Genomic DNA, 18695 nt, shown 5'->3' with positions numbered 1-18695 from the left:
TTCGCCGTCCTCGCTCAACGACCGGGTGCGGTCGGCTTCGCCGTCCTCGCTCAACGACCGGGTGCGGTCGGCTTCGCCGTCCTCGCTCAACGACCGGGTGCGGTCGGCTTCGCCGTCCTCGCTCAACGACCGGGTGACTCTCGGTCGTTGAGCGAGGAGCGAAGCACCGAGACGAAACGCGGTGACGATCGTCAGACGCTGAGGTCGGCGCGAGGCTCCATCACGATGCCCTGTGCCTCGAAGACGCGGCGGCGCTCTTCGATGCGGCGGTGGAGCTCGACCTGCGCGTCGTCGACCAGCTGCGGGTCGAGGTCGACGGTCGCCGGGTGCGGGTCGCCGTGATTGGCCTCGATGTAGGCGTCGAGCTCGGGCCCAGAGGTCCACGAGGTGATCAGCGCGTAGCGCGGGGTCGTGCCGCGGTGCCACACCGCATGCCAGAAGCGCTGGGTGTCGACGATGATGCGGGACCCCTCGCGCAGCGGCAGGCGGATCTCGGTCGCGGGGTCGAAGCGGTCGGAGCGCAGGAGCAGCAGTGAGTCCGTGTCATCCGACAGGTTGTAGTAGCCGCGCACGACCCAACCGGTGCCGTCTTCGTTGAGACGGTTGTTGTCGTCCTGATGCAGGTTGTAGACGGCATCCGCGTATTCGTTGGGCTGCAGCTCGATGACGCGGCAACGGCCGACACCCGCGCCCGGTTCGAGCGCGCGGCGCTGCAGGGTCGGGGCGATCGCGACCTGCGAGGCGACCCACACGCCGTCTTTGTCGCTGCGGGGCGGGGTCTGGTTCCAGAATCCGTTGCACTCGATCTCGCCGGCGTAACTCGCCAGAGGGGCGAATCGTGTGACGCCTGACGAGCGCCAGCCGATGTAGGTGAGGTCGAGCCATTCCGCGGGGTCGGATGACTGATCGTGGTCGTCGAGGACGACGTATCCGGTCTCTGCCAGCGCCTCCGATGTGATGAAGCCCATTGCATCCCCTCCCGTGCGGTGTCCCTTAGGCCATCCTAACCAGCGCGTTCGGATGCCGCCGGGGCGGGAGCCGGGGAAAAGAGTCGGATGTCCGGATGCTGCTCGATTCGCGCCGTGGCGCGGGTTGTCGTAAGCTAGTCCGCGGTGACGTGTCCGAGCGGCCGAAGGTGCAACTCTCGAAAAGTTGTGTAGGGTAACCCCCTACCGTGGGTTCAAATCCCACCGTCACCGCCATGGAAACCCCCGAGAAATCGGGGGTTTTTCCATGTCTGGGGTGGGGCGTGGTGCGTTTTTGGTGCAGATCTGGAGGCACGCTGCTTCCGGGTTCACCTTGCCGAGGCCTCGGCTCGATTCGACCTGAAACAATCCCTACATCCATCGCTGGAGCGACGGACCTTCCCCTGGTGGCAGGGGGCCCAGGATTTCGGCACGCCCGCCGGGGCGAGTGGCAGCGCAGCAGGTGAAGTCCTCGCGCACCGTCGTGTGGTCGAGCGGCCAATCAACTTTGCTCGACCATGATGGAAGGGCGCTCCCTCCTGAATGAGCGAACGGTGGCAGCGCCGCCGTTCCAGCACCCTTGGCAGATGGGCTTTCCAACCTTGTGCTGTCTGCTCGCTCGCCCGCTCGGAGCTCACCGTCGCAGCCGATCAAAAACGATACATTCTGACGAGACGCACCCTTTTCTTTGGCCGGGCACCTGTTCAGGTTGATTGGACCTGCCGGGTCGGCGATACGCCGCGTGCGTCTGGCGAGAGGAGGCTTTTGATGAACGACGTCGCCGAGCAGCTAAAGACTGCGTTAGCCGCTGTGCGGACATCGACAGAAGTCCCACTAATCGGATGGGCGTGGGTGGAGCCGAGCTATCGTGCATCCTCCGAACGAGCGTTCTTGGGCGAGAATGCTTCTCTTACTATCGCCGACGAAGGTATGCCCGCGATGGAGAGCGCGATGAGAGCGCTTCTTAGGGATCAGAGAGTGACACGGCACTGGCGAGACGAGGACCTTTGGACCACGGTCTTGTCCCTTCTGGCGGCAGCATCAGCCGGTCGTGTGCCTGATCTCGCTGAGGCCATCGAGCGCATCGTTAAGCCTCGGCCGGTTCGCATCGCTGCCGCGCTGGCAAATGTGGCTTGGGAAACAGGACCTGTCGTGTTCGGAAGCCTCACGTTGGCACGGGTTCAGGACGAAGCCGATGCGCGCGAACTAGCGGCCTCGCTGGAGCTAGCCAAGCTCGCAGAACCGGGTTTCATTTCTCACTCACAACAGCTTCTTCGAGAGTTTGGCTCGTTTGTCTTGGCGACATCCACCACCCCTCGGCAGGGCGAACTCGCGATAGAGGACTTCGAAAGGGTCCTTGAGGATCTGATCGGGCTTACATTGATGCTCTCGAATGACCTCAAAGCGTACGGGATATTCTCGCTGCGGGGGGCGACGAACAGGCCTGGGATTCGCGGCACCACTCTGGACCGGTCCGCTATCAGCAGGCTGCTGGCGGACAACGGAGCCGGTGAACTCGGCGACAGGGTGCTCACGATCACCGGCTGGAGCTCTGGTAATTACTTTCGCTGGCACAGCGCGGATCCATTGCCTCTGGACCGCATCCTCGACGCTGACCGGCGTTCGCTTATTGGCGACCTACTGCTTGCTCCGGACGTGATCGCACAGAGGCTGCGGGTGGCTGCCCGCTGGTACGCCCGCGCGTTCTGGGCGGAGGCGCAAGATGACGCGGCTCTCGCAGTCAGCGTCGCCTTGGATTCAATGCTGACCGGCAAAGACGCAGTGCCCGGAGCAGTCAGCAAAGGCCGATTTGCGCTGCTCGAACGCGACACAGCCGCTCGAGCTGCCCGGTTTGATCGCTACGAAGAGGTCTATCGTGTGCGATCAGCGATCGCACACGGAGGTGACGCGACTCGTAGGCTCGCTCAGATAGGTGGCGCGCGCTCGATTCTCGAAGATGCCCAGTGGGTCGCGATGAGGTTGCTGGAACTACGCGAGATCTCAGCGCCGGCCGATGACAAGCAGTTCCGCGAACTATGGTCCGCCGTGCAATGGGGAACTGTGAATTGGGCACACCGGACCTAGCGCTCCCCTCCAAGCCGCAGCGGTGCCTATCTCCGTTGGCGGCGCAACGGACGCCGATAGTCGGGATAATTGGTCTTATCGTGGCCAATGGGCCAGACGTTGAAGTGAGATGGGGCTGAGTAGGTTTCTGGCGTTCGAGCAGTGCTCGAGCGGGATCGCGAGGGCGCTCGCGTCTGCAAAGTAGATGGGTCTGCGAGGATCGGAGAATGCCTCAAGCTGTCGATGTCACCAACGCTGATCACTACGTATGGGGCGAGGTCTCCGACGGGTGGCGACTATTCGACAGTCCAGGGCTGTCGGTGATCGAGGAGCGAGTACCGGCCGGAGCCGGCGAAGAGTGGCACGTGCACGGGTACCACTGATTGGTCTCGCCCCCGATGAAGCCGTAGAAGTACTCGAAGCCGTTGCCGGGACTCGGCCATCCATCGAATGGGCCGATCGCGCTCGCCTGCCACACGGGCACCTCGTGGCACTTGCCGAACTGAGCCGTGTTGTAGCCGTTGAGCCTCAGCGTCTCAGCCAGCGGAGCGCAGCTGTTGGGACGCAGCGAACTGTAGCCGGGTGCGGAGGTGGCGATCTCGGTGATCCCTCCCATGCCGACCGTGTGGTGGTTGCGTCCGCTGAGAAGTGCCGCCCTCGTGGGTGAGCAGAGCGCCGTGGTGTGGAAGCGGGTGTACTTCAGTCCTGCGGCCGCGACGCGCTCGAAGTTCGGGGTCTGCACGGGTCCGCCGAAGGAGCTGGAAGCGCCGAATCCGGTGTCGTCGATGAGCACGATCAGGACGTTCGGGGAGCCTTCAGGGGGGCGCACCGGGGTGATCGGCGGGAACGTGGTGTCGGGGTCGGTCGCGTCGTAGGTGACCGTGCCCGTGTAGGCGAGGTCCGGGATCGGAAGAACAGAACGCTGCACGTCGGACATCGCCACTCCCTGAGGTACGGCGAGCCGGTCTCGCCCTGTGCGGTCGAGCGTATGCGCCACGCGCGAGGCGGAAACGGGCGGGTCACCCTTCGAAGGTGAAGGGCGGGAACGCCCCGTCCCGCTAGGCCGCATCCTGTATCTGGCAGGCGGCGCCGGTGGCGTTGAACGGCGGCGCGCTGACGCGATGACCCGGGGCCCACTGTCTCAGGACCGTAGGTGAAGCAAGAGCACCACGTCTGATCTGGACCGTCTCGATCGACGCCGACCGCATAACCAATCTCTCTCCGGTGAGGGCTTGATAGGCAAGTGGTCACTTGCCTATACTCGCGGCATGGGCGATGTCTTCAAGGCTCTCGCCGACGAGACGCGTCGGATGATCCTCGACGACCTCGCCGAGCGCGACGAACAGACGCTGTTCGAGCTGTGCGTGCGTCTCGCCGAGCGGGGTGTGACACCGACACGGCAGGCGGTGTCGCAGCACCTGGCCGTCCTCGAAGAGGCGGGCCTCGTGCACAGCGAGCGTCGCGGCAAGTTCAAGTTCCACACCATCGACACCCGGCCGCTCGCGCAGATCGCGGAACGCTGGCCCCTTGAGTCAGGAGAATCATGAAGATCCAGACCGTCAGTGTGTTCGTCGACGATCAGCAGCGGGCACTCGAGTTCTACACCGAGAAGCTTGGATTTGCAGTCGCCGCCGACGTTCCGATGGGGGAGTTCCGCTGGTTGACGGTCGTCGACCCGGCGTCGCCCGACGGCACGCAGCTCTCGCTCGAGCCGAAGGGGCACCCCGCAGTGGCGCCGTTCACGGACGCGCTGCTCGAGGACGGCATCCCGTTCTTCGTGCTCGGCGTCGACGACGTGCAGGCCGAGTACGAGCGTCTGCAGGGGCTCGGTGTCGAGTTCACGCAGCCTCCGATCGACCATGGGCCGGTGACCACGGCCGTGTTCAATGACACGGTCGGGAATCTGCTGCAGATCGCGGCGTTCGCCTGACGCAGCACTGCATCCGCGTCGATCTTGTGGGCCGGCCCGCTGGCCCCCACCCAGTGGCGGCCGTTTGGGGTGTTCTCCTGGTACCTCCTTCGACAGGGACTCCCTCGGAGCGCGCCGAGTGTGTTCACTGGAGGTGTTCGGGACTCGGATCAGCGGAGGAGCAGAGGATGCCTGAGGACACCGCGAGCAGTGGAGAAGGAGCAGCGAGCCGCATGACATCGTGGCCCGCCGACCTCATCGAGGCGATCGCGTCGACCGATGATCTCCATATCGCCCCGCACCACGCCGACGGAGAGACCACGGGGACGCCGACGTGGATCTGGTCGGTCGTGGTCGACGGGCGCCTGTTCGTGCGCGCGTGGAACGGCACGGACGGCAAGTGGTATCGGTCCGCTGTCGCCCAGCGGACGGGACGGATCACCGCCGCAGGCGAGGAGCACGACGTGGCCTTCGCGCCGGTCGTCGATCCGGGCCTGAACACCAGGATCGACGGCGCTTACGAGGCGAAGTACGCCGGCAGCACGTACCTGCCGCCGATGATCGGGCCCGGCCCGAAAGCCGCCACCGTCGAAGTGACACCGCGCGCATCCTGAACATCCCGCACATCGCGAAGAGGAGACACCATGTCAGACGCTCGAGACTTCAGCCAGATCTTCCCACTCGGCCCGGCGAACGATGCCTACGCGCAGTACTTCTCGGGGCGGAGCTTCAACGCGCCGGTCGTCGATGGCGGCGTCCCGGTGAACAACATCTCGTTCGAACCGGGCTGCCGCAACAACTGGCACATCCACCACGGCGCGGCCGGCGGCGGCGACCAGGTGTTGCTGTGCACGGCAGGCTCCGGCTGGTACCAGGCCGAGGGGGAGGCTCCGATCAGCATGGTCCCGGGAACCGCGGTCCGCGTCCCGGCGGGCACGAAGCACTGGCACGGCGCGAAGGCCGATTCCTGGTTCTCGCACCTGGCCTTCATCACCCCCGGCGAGAACGTCAGCAACGAATGGCTCGAGCCTGTCAGCGACGAGGCCTACGACGAGCTGCCTACGAATGCGCGCGACGAGCGTCACCGCTGAAGCGCAAGCAGCCGGTGCGTCGGACGATCTGGATCTGCTGGATCGCGCGGAGCGGACGCCCGCTCATTCGACTGTTCCCTCTGGGGCCGCGGCGGGAGGCTGAGCGGCCACCAGCTTCATGAAAGTGGTGAGCAGGCCGAGGGCGTCGCGAGAAGGATCCAGCAGCGCCTGAATGCGCAGACCGTCGACCATGGCCAGAACGAGCGTCACCTTCTCGTCGGCTGTGAGCAGTTCGCTGTCGCTCGTGGGGAGAGGGCCGTCGGTGAAGCGCGACCGCATGCGTTCGCGGCGACCGAGGAAGAACTCGTGCGCGGGGTGGTCGGGGTTGGTCGCGGCCACGGCGAGGGCCAGCCAGTTGCGCTGGAACTCGGAGTTCGAGAACTCGTCGGCGAGCACCGCGCTCAGGATCTGCTCACCCGGGATGTTCGCCGTCATGATCCGCGCGGCGAGGTCCTCTTCGTGTTCCTCCCGCTGCGCGAGTGCAGCGGGGAGCAGTTCCTCCTTCCCGGCGAAGTGGCGCAGAAGTGCAGCGTGCGTCATGCCGGCGCGGGAGGCGATGTCGCGCAGCGACGCGCGCTCGTAGCCGTGCTCGGCGAAACTCGCGAGCGCCGCCTCGACGATCTGAGCGCGCCGCGCGGGGGTGGTCGCGCTCTGCCCTCGACGGCGGGGGGCGCGCGCGGCGGTCAACGGTGACGTCATGCTCTCACCCTCTCACTTTTGCCTTCTGTAACCAAAGTGGTTACTATCGCTCAGGATCGCAATCGGTTGCCAAACGGATTTCGACCATCGCACGGCCGCCCAGTGGAGGGTGCCGGGATCACTGAACGATGAAGGAGTCCAGGTGACCAAGAGTGAATTCGACCGCAGCGACACGATCGACTCGATCGCCGCGGCCCAGCCCGTCGCCGGGAACACGCCGGACGACACTCCTCTCGAGGGAGTCGCGATCGGCTCCGAGCCGACCGCGAAGGTAAGCGGCGGGTACATCTTCTGGCTGATGCTGGCCAACTTCGGCGCCTCCATCGCGATGATGGTGCCGTTGGCCTACGGCCTCGCTCTGCGCATCACCGAGCTCGCCCCGGGACATGAAGAGGTGCTGGGCTACGTCACGGGAACCGCCCAGCTGATCTTCCTCGTGCTCAGCCCCATGATCGGCATCTGGAGCGACCGCACCCGTTCTCGCTTCGGCCGTCGCACGCCGTTCCTCTTCCTGGGGGCGGCCCTGGGACTCGTCGGCGCCGTCATCATCGGCTTCGCCCCGAACCTGCTGCTCGTCGGCGCGGGCTGGGTCGTCGCGATGACCGGCTGGTCGACGGCTGGCGCAGCCATCCAGACGCTGCAGGCCGACAAGCTGCCCGAGGAACAGCGCGGCAAGGTGTCGGCCCTCACCGGTCTCATGACCCAGATCGCTCCCGTGCTCGGTATCGGCATCGCCTACGCCGTGTCGAACAGCACGTTCCTCGTGTTCTTCGTGCCCGCCGTGATCGGCGCCGTGTTCCTCGTGCTTCTGCCGACCTTCAAGAAGGAGGGCAGCTCGAAGGACTTGGTCGTCGACTCCTCGGTGACGCTCAAGAAGGTCATCTCCGGCTACGGCTTCAACGCCCGCAAGTACCCGGACTTCGCCTGGAACTGGGTCGGCCGCATGGTCTTCTTCATCGGTCTCTACTTCAACACCACTTTCGGCACGTTCTTCTACGCGCAGCGTCTCGACCTGCCCGTGCGTGAGGTCGCCGGCGTGGTCGCCACAGTCGGCATGCTCGGAGTCGTGGCCGCGGCCGGTGGCGCGCTGCTCGGCGGATTCCTCTCCGACAAGCTCAAGAGACGTCGTCTGTTCGTGCTCATCGCGGCATTCATCTTCATCGGCGGCGCGTTCGCCGAAGCCTTCGCCTGGTCGCTGCCGCAGCTCATCATCGGGGCTGTGCTCATGCAGCTCGCGATCGCGGTCTTCGCCACGGTCGACCAGGCCATCGTCTATGCGATCATCCCCGACCGTGCCGAGTCGGGTCGGTACATGGCCGTGGTCGCGTTCGCCCAGAAGATCCCGAGCGCGATCGCCCCGCTGATCGCACCGCTCATCATCACGATCGGTGCGGTCGGCGCGGAGAAGAACTACACGCTGCTGTACTTGATCGGCGCGGCGTTCGCGCTCGTCGGCGGCCTCATCATCATGTTCAAGGTCAAGGGAGTGCGTTGAGATGACCGGTGCATCGAACTCGGCATCCGTGCCCTCGGCGCCCTACGACCTGCGGATCGACAGCGGCGGAGACGCCTTCATCGTCTCCGAGGCCGCCCCTCGACTGTCGTTCACGGTTCCGGTCTCTGTCACGGAGTCGACCGGGTTCGAGGTCGAGGCGACGGTCGACGGCGAGCCGCAGGCGCGCGTGCGCCTGGCGGCCGGCTCGCATCTGTTCGTCGAGTGGCCGTGGGCCCCGCTGTCCAGCGGCCGGCGTGTGCGGTGGCGGGTTCGAGCGCTGGGCGATGACGCCTCCTCCGAGTGGTCGGAATGGGCATCGTTCGAGAGCGGCCTGCTCGATGCCGACTGGTCGGCGGAGTGGATCAGCCCGGTCGAGCACGGTGACCCCGGATACGGTGCGCGGGGCGCGCACACGTTGCAGCGCCGGTTCGACGCGGTGGATGTCGTCTCGGCCCGGCTCTACTCGACGGCCCTCGGAGTGTACGAGGCGCGTCTCAACGGGCACCGCGTCGGCACGGCGGAACTGTCGCCGGGATCGACGTCGTACGACCGCACGCTCTATGCGCAGGCCGCTGACGTCACGCACCTGCTGACCGATGGTGCGAACTCGCTCGAGATCGAGCTCTCCGACGGCTGGTATCGCGGACAGGTGGGGGCGTTCCGTCTGCCCGCCGGCTGGGGGACCACCCTCGGCGCGCGTGCCGAGCTGCACCTCGAGCTGTCGGACGGGCGTCGCGACGTCATCCGCACCGACGGCGACTGGACGAGCACCGAGTCCGCCGTGACCCGTGCCGATCTCATGGACGGTCAGACCACCGACTTCCGACTCGCCCCCCGTGCGCCGGAGCCCGTCATCGTCGGAGCAGTGGAAGGCCCCCCGATCTCGTGGTCTCCCGCGCCGCCGATCCGGGTCGTCGAGACGCGTGATGTCGAGCACGCCTCGCGCACCGCCGACGACACCTGGGTGCTCGACTTCGGTCAGAACGCCTCGGGGTGGCTGCGCCTGACCGACCTCGGTCCCGCCGGAACCCGGACCGTGATCGACTACGGCGAGTACGTGACCCCCGACGGCGATCTCAGCACCGCGCATCTCGACTCGACCAAACCGGGCGAGCCCGACGTCGTGTTCGTGCAGCATGACGAGGTGGTCTCGGCCGGGGGTGATGAGACCTTCGAGCCGCGACACACCGTGCACGGTTTCCAGTACGCGCGAGTGACCCGTGTGGGCGCGCCCTTCGACCCTGCGACCGCACAGATGCGTGTGGTGCAGACCGACCTGCGCCGCACGGCATCCTTCGAGTCGAGCGATGCCGATCTCAACCGCCTGCACGAGATCGCCGACTGGAGCTTCCGTGGCAACGCGGTCGATGTGCCGACCGACTGCCCGACGCGCGAGCGCCTGGCCTGGACGGGCGACTATCAGGTGTTCGCTCCGACCGCCGCGCGCCTCTACGACGTGCTCGGGTTCACGCGCAAATGGCTGCAGTCGGTGCGCGACGACCAGCTCGACGACGGTCGGGTCGCGAACTTCTCGCCGGACGGCCGTCGCATCAAGCACAAGCTCGACGATCAGTTCGCGATGATGACCGGCTCATCGGGATGGGGCGACGCGATCACGTTCGTGCCGTGGGAGATGTACGCCGCATACGGGGACGCCCGCGTTCTCGACGAGAACTGGGACGCGATGGTGCGCTGGGTCGAGTGGGTTCTCGGCGCCGCACGTGCGAACCGGCATCACTCCCGCGTCGAGCGTTCGGCGGACCCGCAGCCGCACGAGGAGTATCTGTGGGACGGCACGTTCCACTGGGGCGAGTGGACCGAGCCCGTTCCGAAGGCAGAGGACGGATCCCGCCTGGATCCGATCAAGACGAATCCCATGGCCTGGTTCATGGCCGACAAGGGAGAGGTGGGAACCGCCTACCTCTACCGTTCCACACGGATCCTCGCTGACGCCGCCTCCGTGCTGAATCGACCGGAGGAGGCCGCGAAGTACGCGGCGATCGCCGATCGTGTGCTCGACGCCTGGCGTACGGAGTTCGTCACGGATGAGGGCAGGACGGCTCAGGACACGCAGGCCGCCTACGTGCGCGCTCTCTCGTTCGGCCTGATGCCCGAGCCACTGCGCCCTGCGGCCGCTCGCCGGCTCGTCGAGCTCATCCGGGGTGCGGGCACACACCTCGGCACCGGATTCCTCTCGACGGGGGATCTGCTTCCGGTGCTCGCCGAGACGGGGCACACCGATGTCGCCTACGAGCTGCTCTTCCAGCGAAGTGCTCCGTCCTGGCTTCACATGATCGACAAGGGTGCGACCACGGTCTGGGAGGACTGGGAGGGGATCGACGAGGCCGGCGCGGCTCATGAGTCGCTGAATCACTACAGCAAGGGCGCGGTGATCCGCTTCCTGCATACGCACACGCTCGGACTGCGTCAGGATGCAGACTCGGTCGCCTGGAAGTCGTTCACGATCGCTCCTGTGCCCGGCGGCGGGCTCGAGTGGGCGAAGGGGCATCTCGACACCCCGCAGGGGCGGATCCGTGTCGAGTGGCGGATCGACGGTGACCGGATGCACCTCGAGGCGGATATCCCGGCGGGAAGCCGCGCCTCGGTGGTGTTCCCGGATGGGACGACGCACGACGTCGGGCCGGGATCGTTCACCGCTGTCGGCGGGCTGAGCGTCGCGAACTGAGCGATGGCGGGCGGGCGCCGGGCCTCGGCTCAGCGCTCGTCCGCAACCGCTGCCTGCAGTTCTCGGTTGATGGCGCGCAGGCCGGTCGCGAGCGCCTCGAGCTCGTCGATCGTGAGCCCGTCGAGGATGTCGGCGCCCATCTCGGGGCGTGCCGCCATGATCTTCCCGATCACATCGCGCCCGAGCGGCGTCGGCATGAGGCGTCGCACGCGCTGGTCCACGGCATCCGTGAGACGCTCGACGAGGCCCTGCTCGACGAGCCTTTCGACGAGCTTCGACATCGTCGCCAGAGACACGTCGAACGACGAGGCGAGATCGCTGGTGGTGCTCTGGTCGGACACGACGACCTGGGTGAGAACCTTGAGCTGCTGGATGGTCAGCTGCGTGCTCAGCAGAGAGCCGATCATGCGGGGGAGCGAGCGCACCGAGACCGCCAAGGTCAGCGCGTCGATGTTCTCCAGCGCCTCCGCACGTCTCCGGTCTTCGCTCACCTCAGTACCGTAACCCTCATATTGGATTCCCAGGAACAATTACTTAGCTTCAAGCTAACCTTTTTCCAAGGAACCGATCCGGGGTCGTATCGGGTGCAGGATCACGTCGTCCCCAGTTCGCGTCGATCTGCGCCCGTGCCCCCGGCGACAGGAGGACGGAACCATGACGGTCCACGCACATGACACCGAAGGGCAGCTCGAGCATCTGCAGGCGCTGAGGAAGAAGTATGCGCAGGAGCGAGAGCGGCGCGTGCGCCCCGACGGAGCGGGTCAGTACCGATCCGCTCTCGGCGAGTACGGCTACTACGCCAAAGACCCTTACACGCCGCGGGTCGATCGCGAGCCGCTGCGAGACCGGGTGGACGCGCTGGTGATCGGCGCCGGCTTCGGCGGGCTGCTCACCGGCGCGGGCCTGCGTGATGCAGGAGTCGACTCGGTGCGCCTCATGGACGAGGCGGGCGACGTGGGCGGCACCTGGTACTGGAATCGATACCCCGGCATCCACTGCGACATCGAGTCGTACGTGTACATGCCGCTCCTCGAGGAGACCGGGTACATCCCGAGCACGCGCTATGCGCCGGGCGAGGAGATCCGCCAGCACGCGGTGCGCATCGCGGAGCACTACGACCTCTATCGCGACTTCGTCGGGCACACTCGAGCGACAGGTCTCACATGGGACGAGGAGGCGACCGAGTGGGTCATCGAGACCGACCGTGGCGATGTGTTCCGGGCCCGGTACGTGATCACGTCGTCGGGTACTCTGACCCAGCCCAAGCTTCCCGGCATCCCCGGCATCGAGCGCTTCACCGGTCATACGTTCCACACCAGCCGTTGGGACTACGCCTACACCGGCGGTTCGGCCGACGGCGGCATGACGAAGCTCGCCGACAGACGTGTCGCGGTGGTCGGAACCGGGGCCACGGGGCTGCAGGTCATCCCGCACCTGGCCGAGCATGCGCAGGAGCTGCTGGTCTTCCAGCGCACGCCGTCGACCGTCGACGTGCGTGACAACCGCCCGACCGACCCGGAATGGGCGGCGAGCCTCGCGCCGGGATGGCAGCGCGAGAGGATGGACAACTTCCTCGAGGTGCTGGCGGGCGAGCCGGTCGAGTCGCTGGTGCAGGACGGCTGGACCTCGACGCACCGGCTGCAGCGCAGCATCCTGTCGGGCAGCGTCGACGCATCGGTCTCGGAAGAGGATCGGCTGCTGCAGGAGGAGCTAGACGATGCGGCCAAGATGGATGCTCTCCGCGGTCGAGTGGAGGACATCGTGGAGAACCCCGCGACGGCGGCGGCGCTGAAGCCCTGGTATCGCTACATGTGCAAGCGACCAGGGTTCAGCGACGTCTATCTGCAGTCGTTCAATCGCCCGAACGTGACCCTCGTCGACACCGCCGACGCCCACGGCATCACGGCGCTCACCGAGACGTCGATCGTGGTCGGTGACACGGAGTACGAGGTCGACTGCATCATCTTCGCCACGGGGTTCGACGTGGGGGTCTCGGGGGTGGTCTCGGGAACCCTTCCTGTCGTGGGTCGTGGCGGGCGTGCACTGCTCGAGGCGTGGGGATACGGCCCGCGCACGCTGCACGGCTTCACGACGCATGGCTTCCCGAATCTGTTCCAGCTCGGCCCGATGCAGAACGCCAACTCCGTCAACTTCGTGCACATCCTGCAGGAACAGGCGGCGCACATCACCGCCGTCATCGCGCGGGCGCAGCAGGTCGGCGCTCGCCGCATCGAGCCGACCGCCGAGGCGGAGGACGCCTGGTGCCGCACGGTCGTGGAAACGGCCAGGGATGTCTCCGACTTCCAGGCTCAGTGCACGCCGGGGTACTACAACGGCGAGGGGTCGCGGTCGATCGGAGGGCTGACGTTCTCGCCGGGGCCGGTCGTCTTCCACCGACTCCTGCGCGAGTGGCGGCAGGGTGACATGGCGGATCTGCTGGTCGTGTCCGACGCCGACGAGCGCGTGCGCGAGTCGGCCGAGATCGGAGTCTCAGCGTGAGGGCGGGTCTGGCGACCGCCGCGAGCGTCGTCGGGGTGGCGGCTCTGCTGGTCGGATGCGCGCCCGCTGCTCCCGATGCGGCGCAGACGGATGCTGGCTCGGATGCGACGTCGGATGGACCTGCTGCGGAACAGGTCTCGGAGGAGCTGCTGCAGGTGACCGAGCCGCACGAGCTCACCGGAGGGACGCTGCTCGAAGGGCCGACCTTCCACGACGAAGGATCGCTGTTCCTGGTCGATGTCATGGCGCCGGCCGGCGAGGCCAAGGTGCTGCAGGTCGATGTGGAGGCGCGCACCGTGGATCAGGTCTTCACTGACGAGACGAGCGCCTTCACGTCGGCGCAGTTCCACCCGAGCGACGGGCGGCTCTATCTCACGGACTTCCTCGGCGGTGGCATCACCAGCATCACGGCGGAGGGGGAGGATCCGCGTTCGCACTTCTCGGGCGACGTCGACGGGGTGGCGATGCTGCCGGACGACATCGCGTTCCATCCCGACGGCACGATGTTCGTGACCGACACCCGCGGGATGGACGGGCCGGGGTGGGAGACGCCGGGACGCGTGGTGAGGATCGACGCGGACGGTAATGCGAGTGTTCTCGCCGCCGACCTGCCCTCGCCGAACGGGATCGTGTTCGACGAAGAGGATGCGGGGCTGTGGGTGGCCCAGTACAACGCGAACCGCATCGACTACTTCGCACTCGATGAGGACCGTACGCGTGTCGTGTCGGCGTACCCCGCGATCCACGTGGACGGCGGGATCGGGCGCATCGACTCGACCGCGGTCGACGCCGAGGGCAACATCTACCAGGCGTTCCACGAGAAGGCGGAGATCGTGGTGTTCGCGAAGACCGGAGAGCGCATCGGCACGATCCGTGTGCCGGGCGAAGGGCTCGAGTCGGCCACGAACATCGCGATCGCTCCGGGCACCACCGACGGGTACCTGGTGGTCAGCGGTCCAGCGGGCGGATTCGTGCACACGTTCGAGGCGTACGGCGAGGGCATCCGCCAGTCGAACGGCGGGTGACGCGCGTCGTCGAGGTCGCGGCCGGGAGGGAGCCGGCCGCGACCACTCTTGAGGGCTCGGGCTCGGGTCGACTATCATCGTGAAAATACAAGTTGACTCAGAATTGGAGCACCGATGCCCACGTTCCCGAAAGACTTCCTCTGGGGTGCGGCCAGTGCGCCGCACCAGGTCGAAGGCAATAACGTCAACAGTGACTTCTGGATGCAGGAGCCGTACATGACCGGAGCGGATCGAAGCGGCGATGCGCTCGACAGCTACAACCGCTATCCCGAGGACATCGCCCTGGTCGCGGACTCGGGCCTCGACACCTACCGGTTCGGGATCGAATGGGCCCGCATCGAACCGGCGCCCGGGCAGTTCTCGACGGTGCAGCTCGCGCACTACCGGCGGATGATCGACACCGCACTGGCTGCCGGAGTGCGTCCCTTCGTCACTCTGCATCACTTCACCTCGCCGCGCTGGTTCGCCGAGGAGGGCGGATGGCGCTCGCCGCAGGCCATCGACAGGTTCCGCGCCTACGTGGAGGTCGCGGCGACGATCCTCGACGGCGTGGAATGGGTCTGCACGATCAACGAGCCCAACATGCTCGCGATCATGGTCGGTGAGGCCGAGGCCGCTCTGGACCCGGACTCCGATGTCGCGTGGCTCAGCCCGACGCTCGAGGCGGACACCCCGCGGCCGGTCAAGCCCGCGCCGTCCAAGGAGATCGGACGACGCCTCATCGAGGCGCACCATGCGGCGCGGGAGATCCTGCGCGAGCGCACCGCCGCGAAGATCGGGTGGTCGGTGGCGAGCCGGGCGTTCGAGACGCGCCCCGGCGCGGAGGAGGTGCGGCGCCGCCTCGAATACGTCTGGGAGGACCTCTACCTCGAGGCTGCGGCAGACGACGACTACATCGGAGTCCAGGCCTACTCCGCCCAGTGGGTCGGTCTCGACGGCATCGAGCCGCACCCCGTGCATCCCGACAACACGCTGGTGCGCACGGCCTACCGTCCGGATGCCCTCGGGATCGCGGTGCGCCACACTGCCGACGTGCTGCCGCGCGTGCCCGTGGTCATCACGGAGAACGGCATCGCGACGTCGGATGACGCCCGCAGGATCGCGTACACGGATGCCGCTCTGCGCTCGCTCGCCGAGGCGATGCGAGACGGGGTCGACGTTCGCGGCTACATCCACTGGAGCCTGCTCGACAACTACGAGTGGGGCCACTGGGATCCGACGTTCGGTCTCGTCGCGGTCGATCGGAAGACCTTCGAGCGGCAGCCCAAGCCCAGCCTGGCCTGGCTCGGCGACCTCGCCCGCCGAAGTCGTACAGGAGGCGACGGCGAGTGAGACCGAGGGGCCCGCTCGACGGGCGGGCCCCTCAGTCCAGGGCGTCGGCCCCGAGCACTGCGCCGATGTGCGCCTCGATCCGGGCCCTGATGTCGAACGCGGGGCCCTGCATCCACTGCAGCTGCAGCCCTTCCCAGGCTGCCAGGAGGAGGTGTGCGGCAGCGTCTGCGTCGACTGTCGTGGCGACTCGACCTGCCTCCTGCAGGCGGCGGATGTCGGTCGCCACGACCGCGGTCGAGCGTGCCCACCGGGCCTGGAAGAACTCGTTGGCCGGGTGTGCCGGATCGGCGGCGGCTCCGGCGAGCTCGTTGTAGAGCCGCGCGTAGTTCGTGCGCTGCACTCCGGCTTCGGCGCGCGCGCCCATCTCGGCGATGGCGCCGGCCTCGGAGCCTCGCGCGCGGATGTTCTCCTCGTCGTGCTGTGCGAGCGCCGCGATGAACAGCGCCTCCTTGGTGGGGAAGTGGTAGAACACCGTCGCTTCGCTGGTCTCGGCGAGTTCCGCGATGTCCGACACCGACACGTTGCGGTGGCCGTGCCGGCGCACGAGATCGAGTGCGGCCCTGCTGAGTGCCTGGCGTCGTTGGTCCGACTTCGCGTACGGACCTCTCTTCTGGGCCATCAGCGTCCTTCCGATTGCTCTTGAGCGTGGCGCTCAGGCAATGTTATGCTCATCCGGCCAAAGTAATAGTCGACTCAGAATTGAGTCGAGGGAAAGGTGAAGATGCCTGCGTCGACCGTCGATCGCCGTCGCCTCGTGCGACGGCACAATCCTGTGCTGACGGCCGCGCATCCGACCGCAGCCCTGACCGTCGGCAACGGCGACATCGCGATGACCGTCGACATCACGGGCCTGCAGACCTTCCCCGCTCTCCACGAGCTCGTGCCCGACCCGCACCGGGTCGCCGTCACGGGCGTCGACGGCCTCCCCGAGCAGCGCGTGCGCGTCTTCGACGCCGACGACTTCCAGATCCCGCTGCGCACGCAGTCCACCTGGGCGTGGTACCGCACCCGCACCGACCGCGCATTCGACCGTGACGAGGTGGTCACACGGTATGACACCGCCAGAGGATCGGTGCCGTACCTCGATCGCATGGGTCTGCAGCGCGCGGGCGACCCGATCGGCGACGAGTTCGCCGCCGGAGCCTGGTTCCACTACAACCCGCGGCGTGCACATCTCGGCCGGCTCGCGCTCACGCCTCCGGCAGGTGAGGCCGAGCTCGTCGATGTCGCCGCCGTGCAGAGCCCGCGCACCGAGCTCGATCTGTGGACGGGCCGTGTCGAGGCGCGCTTCACACTCGACGGCGAGACGGTCACCGTGACGACCGTCGCGCACCCCGACCGTGACGCCTTCGCCGTGAGGGTCGAGTCCGGCCTGCTTCTGCGCGGCTGGGGCGTCACATGGGTCTTCGACGCCCAGCCGGACGACCTCGCCGCGTTCGAGCTGCCGCTCGCCGTGTCGACCGACTGGACCCGACACAGCGTCGCCCGATGGTCGGCTCGTCGGCAGCTGGAGGGGGCCTCGTACGACGTGGAGATCGCGACGAGCGGCGTGCTCGACGCTCGCGGAGCGGATGCCGTCGCTGCCACGACGGTCGCCGACGAAGGCGCGCTCGAGGTCGTGGTGATCCCGCGTCCGAGCGGCGCTATCGATGGTGCGATGCAGCTCTCGTTCCGGGATGTCGTGGGCGCAGCGGAGGCCTGGTGGGAGGAGTTCTGGTCGCACGGAACCGCTGTCTCGTTCGAGGGCAGCGACGACGAGCGCGCGGAGGAGCTCGAGCGCCGCATCGTGCTCTCGCAGTACCTCGCTGCGGTGAACAGTGCGGGATCGACCCCGCCCGCCGAGACGGGACTCACCTACAACACCTGGACCGGCAAGTTCCACCTCGAGATGCACTGGTGGCACGCCGCGCACTTCGCGCTCTGGGGACGCGGCGATCTTCTCGAGCGCAGTCTGGGCTGGTACCACTCGGCGCTTCCCGCAGCGCGGGCGACCGCGCAGTGGCAGGGCTATCGCGGCGCACGCTGGCAGAAGCAGACCGACCCGAGCGGCGTGGAGTCGCCGAGCAACATCGGCGTGTTCCTCGTCTGGCAGCAACCCCACATCATCCACATGCTGGAGCTTCTGCGCAGGGAGGGCAGAGACGACGCGTTCCTGCGCGAGCACTATCCGCTCGTCGAGGCCACCGCGGAGTTCATGGCGGACTTCGTCGAGGAGTGCGATGGCGCGTTCGTGCTGCCGCCGCCGATCATCCCGGCGCAGGAGAGCTACCTTGCGGATCGCCGGTCGAACACGAATCCGACTTTCGAACTCGCGTACTGGTCGTGGGCGCTCGAGGTCGCGAACGACTGGCGATCGCTGCTCGGACTCGGTCAGGAGCGGCGATGGGAGCGAGTCGCCCGCAACATGGCACCGCTCCCGCGTCTCGCCGATGGGACGTATGCCGCGCTGAGCACGCCCCCCTACCTCGTGCGCAAGGACCACCCGTCGATGCTGATGGCGCTCGGATGGCTCCCGCCGACCGACGCCGTCGATCCCGACATCATGCGCTCGACGCTCGAGACCGTCTGGGCGCGATGGGATCTGCAGTCGAGCTGGGGGTGGGACTACCCGGTGATGGCCATGACTGCGGCATCCCTCGGAGACCTCGGCCTCGCGCTCGACGCCCTGCTGCTGCCGTCGCCCAAGAACCAGTTCCTCCCGAACGGCCACACGCCGCAGATCCCGGGCTTCCTGTCGCTGTACCTCCCGGCCAACGGAGGGCTGCTCGCCGCGATCGCCCACATCGTCGCGGCGATCGAAGCCGGAGCGTCCGAGCCGCACGGGTGGCGCGTGACCTATGACGCGCCCGACACGGCATCCGCCTCGAAGCCTCGCGCCGCCTCCGGCGTCGCCTGACCCGCCCTGCGATCCCCCGAGAGAGAGGATGATT

Annotated in this window: 15 protein-coding genes, 1 tRNA gene and 1 pseudogene; 12 read left to right on the top strand and 5 right to left on the bottom strand. The window is 67.2% G+C overall.

The features are described from left to right. Positions 1-191: 191 nt before the first annotated feature. A complete protein-coding gene (locus AC3WS6_RS17425; RefSeq protein WP_492502270.1) occupies positions 192-968 on the bottom strand; it encodes a hypothetical protein in 777 nt (258 codons plus the stop codon). 143 nt (positions 969-1111) lie between these two features. Here AC3WS6_RS17425 and AC3WS6_RS17420 point away from each other — a divergent pair. Both AC3WS6_RS17420 and AC3WS6_RS17415 read left to right on the top strand, forming a co-directional pair. Continuing rightward, a tRNA-Ser gene (locus AC3WS6_RS17420) sits at positions 1112-1202 on the top strand. Between the two features lie 531 nt (positions 1203-1733). Then, positions 1734-3050 (top strand): hypothetical protein, encoded by a 1317-nt coding sequence (locus AC3WS6_RS17415; protein ID WP_492502269.1) that lies wholly within the window; start codon positions 1734-1736, stop codon positions 3048-3050. Between the two features lie 349 nt (positions 3051-3399). Here AC3WS6_RS17415 and AC3WS6_RS17410 read toward each other — a convergent pair. After that, a pseudogene (locus AC3WS6_RS17410) lies at positions 3400-3966 on the bottom strand (sulfatase-like hydrolase/transferase); the annotation flags it as partial. 331 nt (positions 3967-4297) lie between these two features. Between AC3WS6_RS17410 and AC3WS6_RS17405 the strand changes: the two are divergent. The 4 genes from AC3WS6_RS17405 (at position 4298) to AC3WS6_RS17390 (ending at position 6029) form a co-directional block, all read left to right on the top strand. Then, positions 4298-4576, top strand: coding sequence for an ArsR/SmtB family transcription factor (locus tag AC3WS6_RS17405; protein WP_492502268.1), 279 nt, complete (start codon positions 4298-4300; stop codon positions 4574-4576). Beyond that, entirely contained in the window at positions 4573-4959 is a 387-nt protein-coding gene (locus tag AC3WS6_RS17400; protein ID WP_492502267.1) for a VOC family protein, read from the top strand. Before AC3WS6_RS17405 ends, AC3WS6_RS17400 begins: the two co-directional genes overlap by 4 nt. A gap of 167 nt (positions 4960-5126) precedes the next feature. Further along, positions 5127-5552 (top strand): DUF2255 family protein, encoded by a 426-nt coding sequence (locus AC3WS6_RS17395; protein ID WP_492502266.1) that lies wholly within the window; start codon positions 5127-5129, stop codon positions 5550-5552. A gap of 30 nt (positions 5553-5582) precedes the next feature. Beyond that, entirely contained in the window at positions 5583-6029 is a 447-nt protein-coding gene (locus tag AC3WS6_RS17390) for a cupin domain-containing protein (protein ID WP_492502265.1), read from the top strand. 63 nt (positions 6030-6092) lie between these two features. Here AC3WS6_RS17390 and AC3WS6_RS17385 read toward each other — a convergent pair whose 3' ends face one another. Next, the gene (locus tag AC3WS6_RS17385) at positions 6093-6728 is read right to left on the bottom strand and encodes a TetR/AcrR family transcriptional regulator (RefSeq protein ID WP_492502264.1); all 636 of its coding nucleotides are present in this window, start codon (positions 6726-6728) and stop codon (positions 6093-6095) included. A 142-nt stretch (positions 6729-6870) separates the two neighbouring features. Between AC3WS6_RS17385 and AC3WS6_RS17380 the strand changes: the two genes are divergently transcribed. Beyond that, the gene (locus AC3WS6_RS17380) at positions 6871-8223 is read left to right on the top strand and encodes an MFS transporter (protein ID WP_492502263.1); all 1353 of its coding nucleotides are present in this window, start codon (positions 6871-6873) and stop codon (positions 8221-8223) included. Position 8224: 1 nt separating this feature from the next. Further along, positions 8225-10909 (top strand): family 78 glycoside hydrolase catalytic domain, encoded by a 2685-nt coding sequence (locus tag AC3WS6_RS17375; protein WP_492502262.1) that lies wholly within the window; start codon positions 8225-8227, stop codon positions 10907-10909. Positions 10910-10938: 29 nt separating this feature from the next. Here the strand turns inward: AC3WS6_RS17375 and AC3WS6_RS17370 are convergent, their stop codons facing one another. Next, complete coding sequence (locus AC3WS6_RS17370) at positions 10939-11400, bottom strand: MarR family winged helix-turn-helix transcriptional regulator (protein ID WP_492502261.1); 462 nt, start codon at positions 11398-11400, stop codon at positions 10939-10941. A 163-nt stretch (positions 11401-11563) separates the two neighbouring features. Between AC3WS6_RS17370 and AC3WS6_RS17365 the strand changes: the two genes are divergently transcribed. The 3 genes from AC3WS6_RS17365 to AC3WS6_RS17355 all read left to right on the top strand — a co-directional run bounded on the left by AC3WS6_RS17365 (position 11564) and on the right by AC3WS6_RS17355 (position 15765). Further along, positions 11564-13408: a flavin-containing monooxygenase gene (locus AC3WS6_RS17365; RefSeq protein ID WP_492502260.1), complete on the top strand. Its 1845-nt coding sequence runs from the start codon at positions 11564-11566 to the stop codon at positions 13406-13408. Beyond that, a complete protein-coding gene (locus AC3WS6_RS17360) occupies positions 13405-14433 on the top strand; it encodes an SMP-30/gluconolactonase/LRE family protein (RefSeq protein ID WP_492502259.1) in 1029 nt (342 codons plus the stop codon). Before AC3WS6_RS17365 ends, AC3WS6_RS17360 begins: the two co-directional genes overlap by 4 nt. A gap of 114 nt (positions 14434-14547) precedes the next feature. Then, positions 14548-15765 (top strand): glycoside hydrolase family 1 protein, encoded by a 1218-nt coding sequence (locus AC3WS6_RS17355; RefSeq protein ID WP_492502258.1) that lies wholly within the window; start codon positions 14548-14550, stop codon positions 15763-15765. Positions 15766-15796: 31 nt separating this feature from the next. Here the strand turns inward: AC3WS6_RS17355 and AC3WS6_RS17350 are convergent, their stop codons facing one another. Beyond that, positions 15797-16384: a TetR/AcrR family transcriptional regulator gene (locus AC3WS6_RS17350; RefSeq protein WP_492502257.1), complete on the bottom strand. Its 588-nt coding sequence runs from the start codon at positions 16382-16384 to the stop codon at positions 15797-15799. A gap of 102 nt (positions 16385-16486) precedes the next feature. Here AC3WS6_RS17350 and AC3WS6_RS17345 point away from each other — a divergent pair, with 102 nt between their 5' ends. Next, a complete protein-coding gene (locus tag AC3WS6_RS17345) occupies positions 16487-18661 on the top strand; it encodes a hypothetical protein (RefSeq protein WP_492502256.1) in 2175 nt (724 codons plus the stop codon). Positions 18662-18695 lie beyond the last annotated feature (34 nt).

This window comes from Microbacterium sp. EB106-03-03-XG65, from assembly GCF_058791955.1.
The sequence above is the reverse complement of the archived record's forward strand: the minus strand, read 5'-3'. Positions and strand labels throughout refer to the sequence as shown.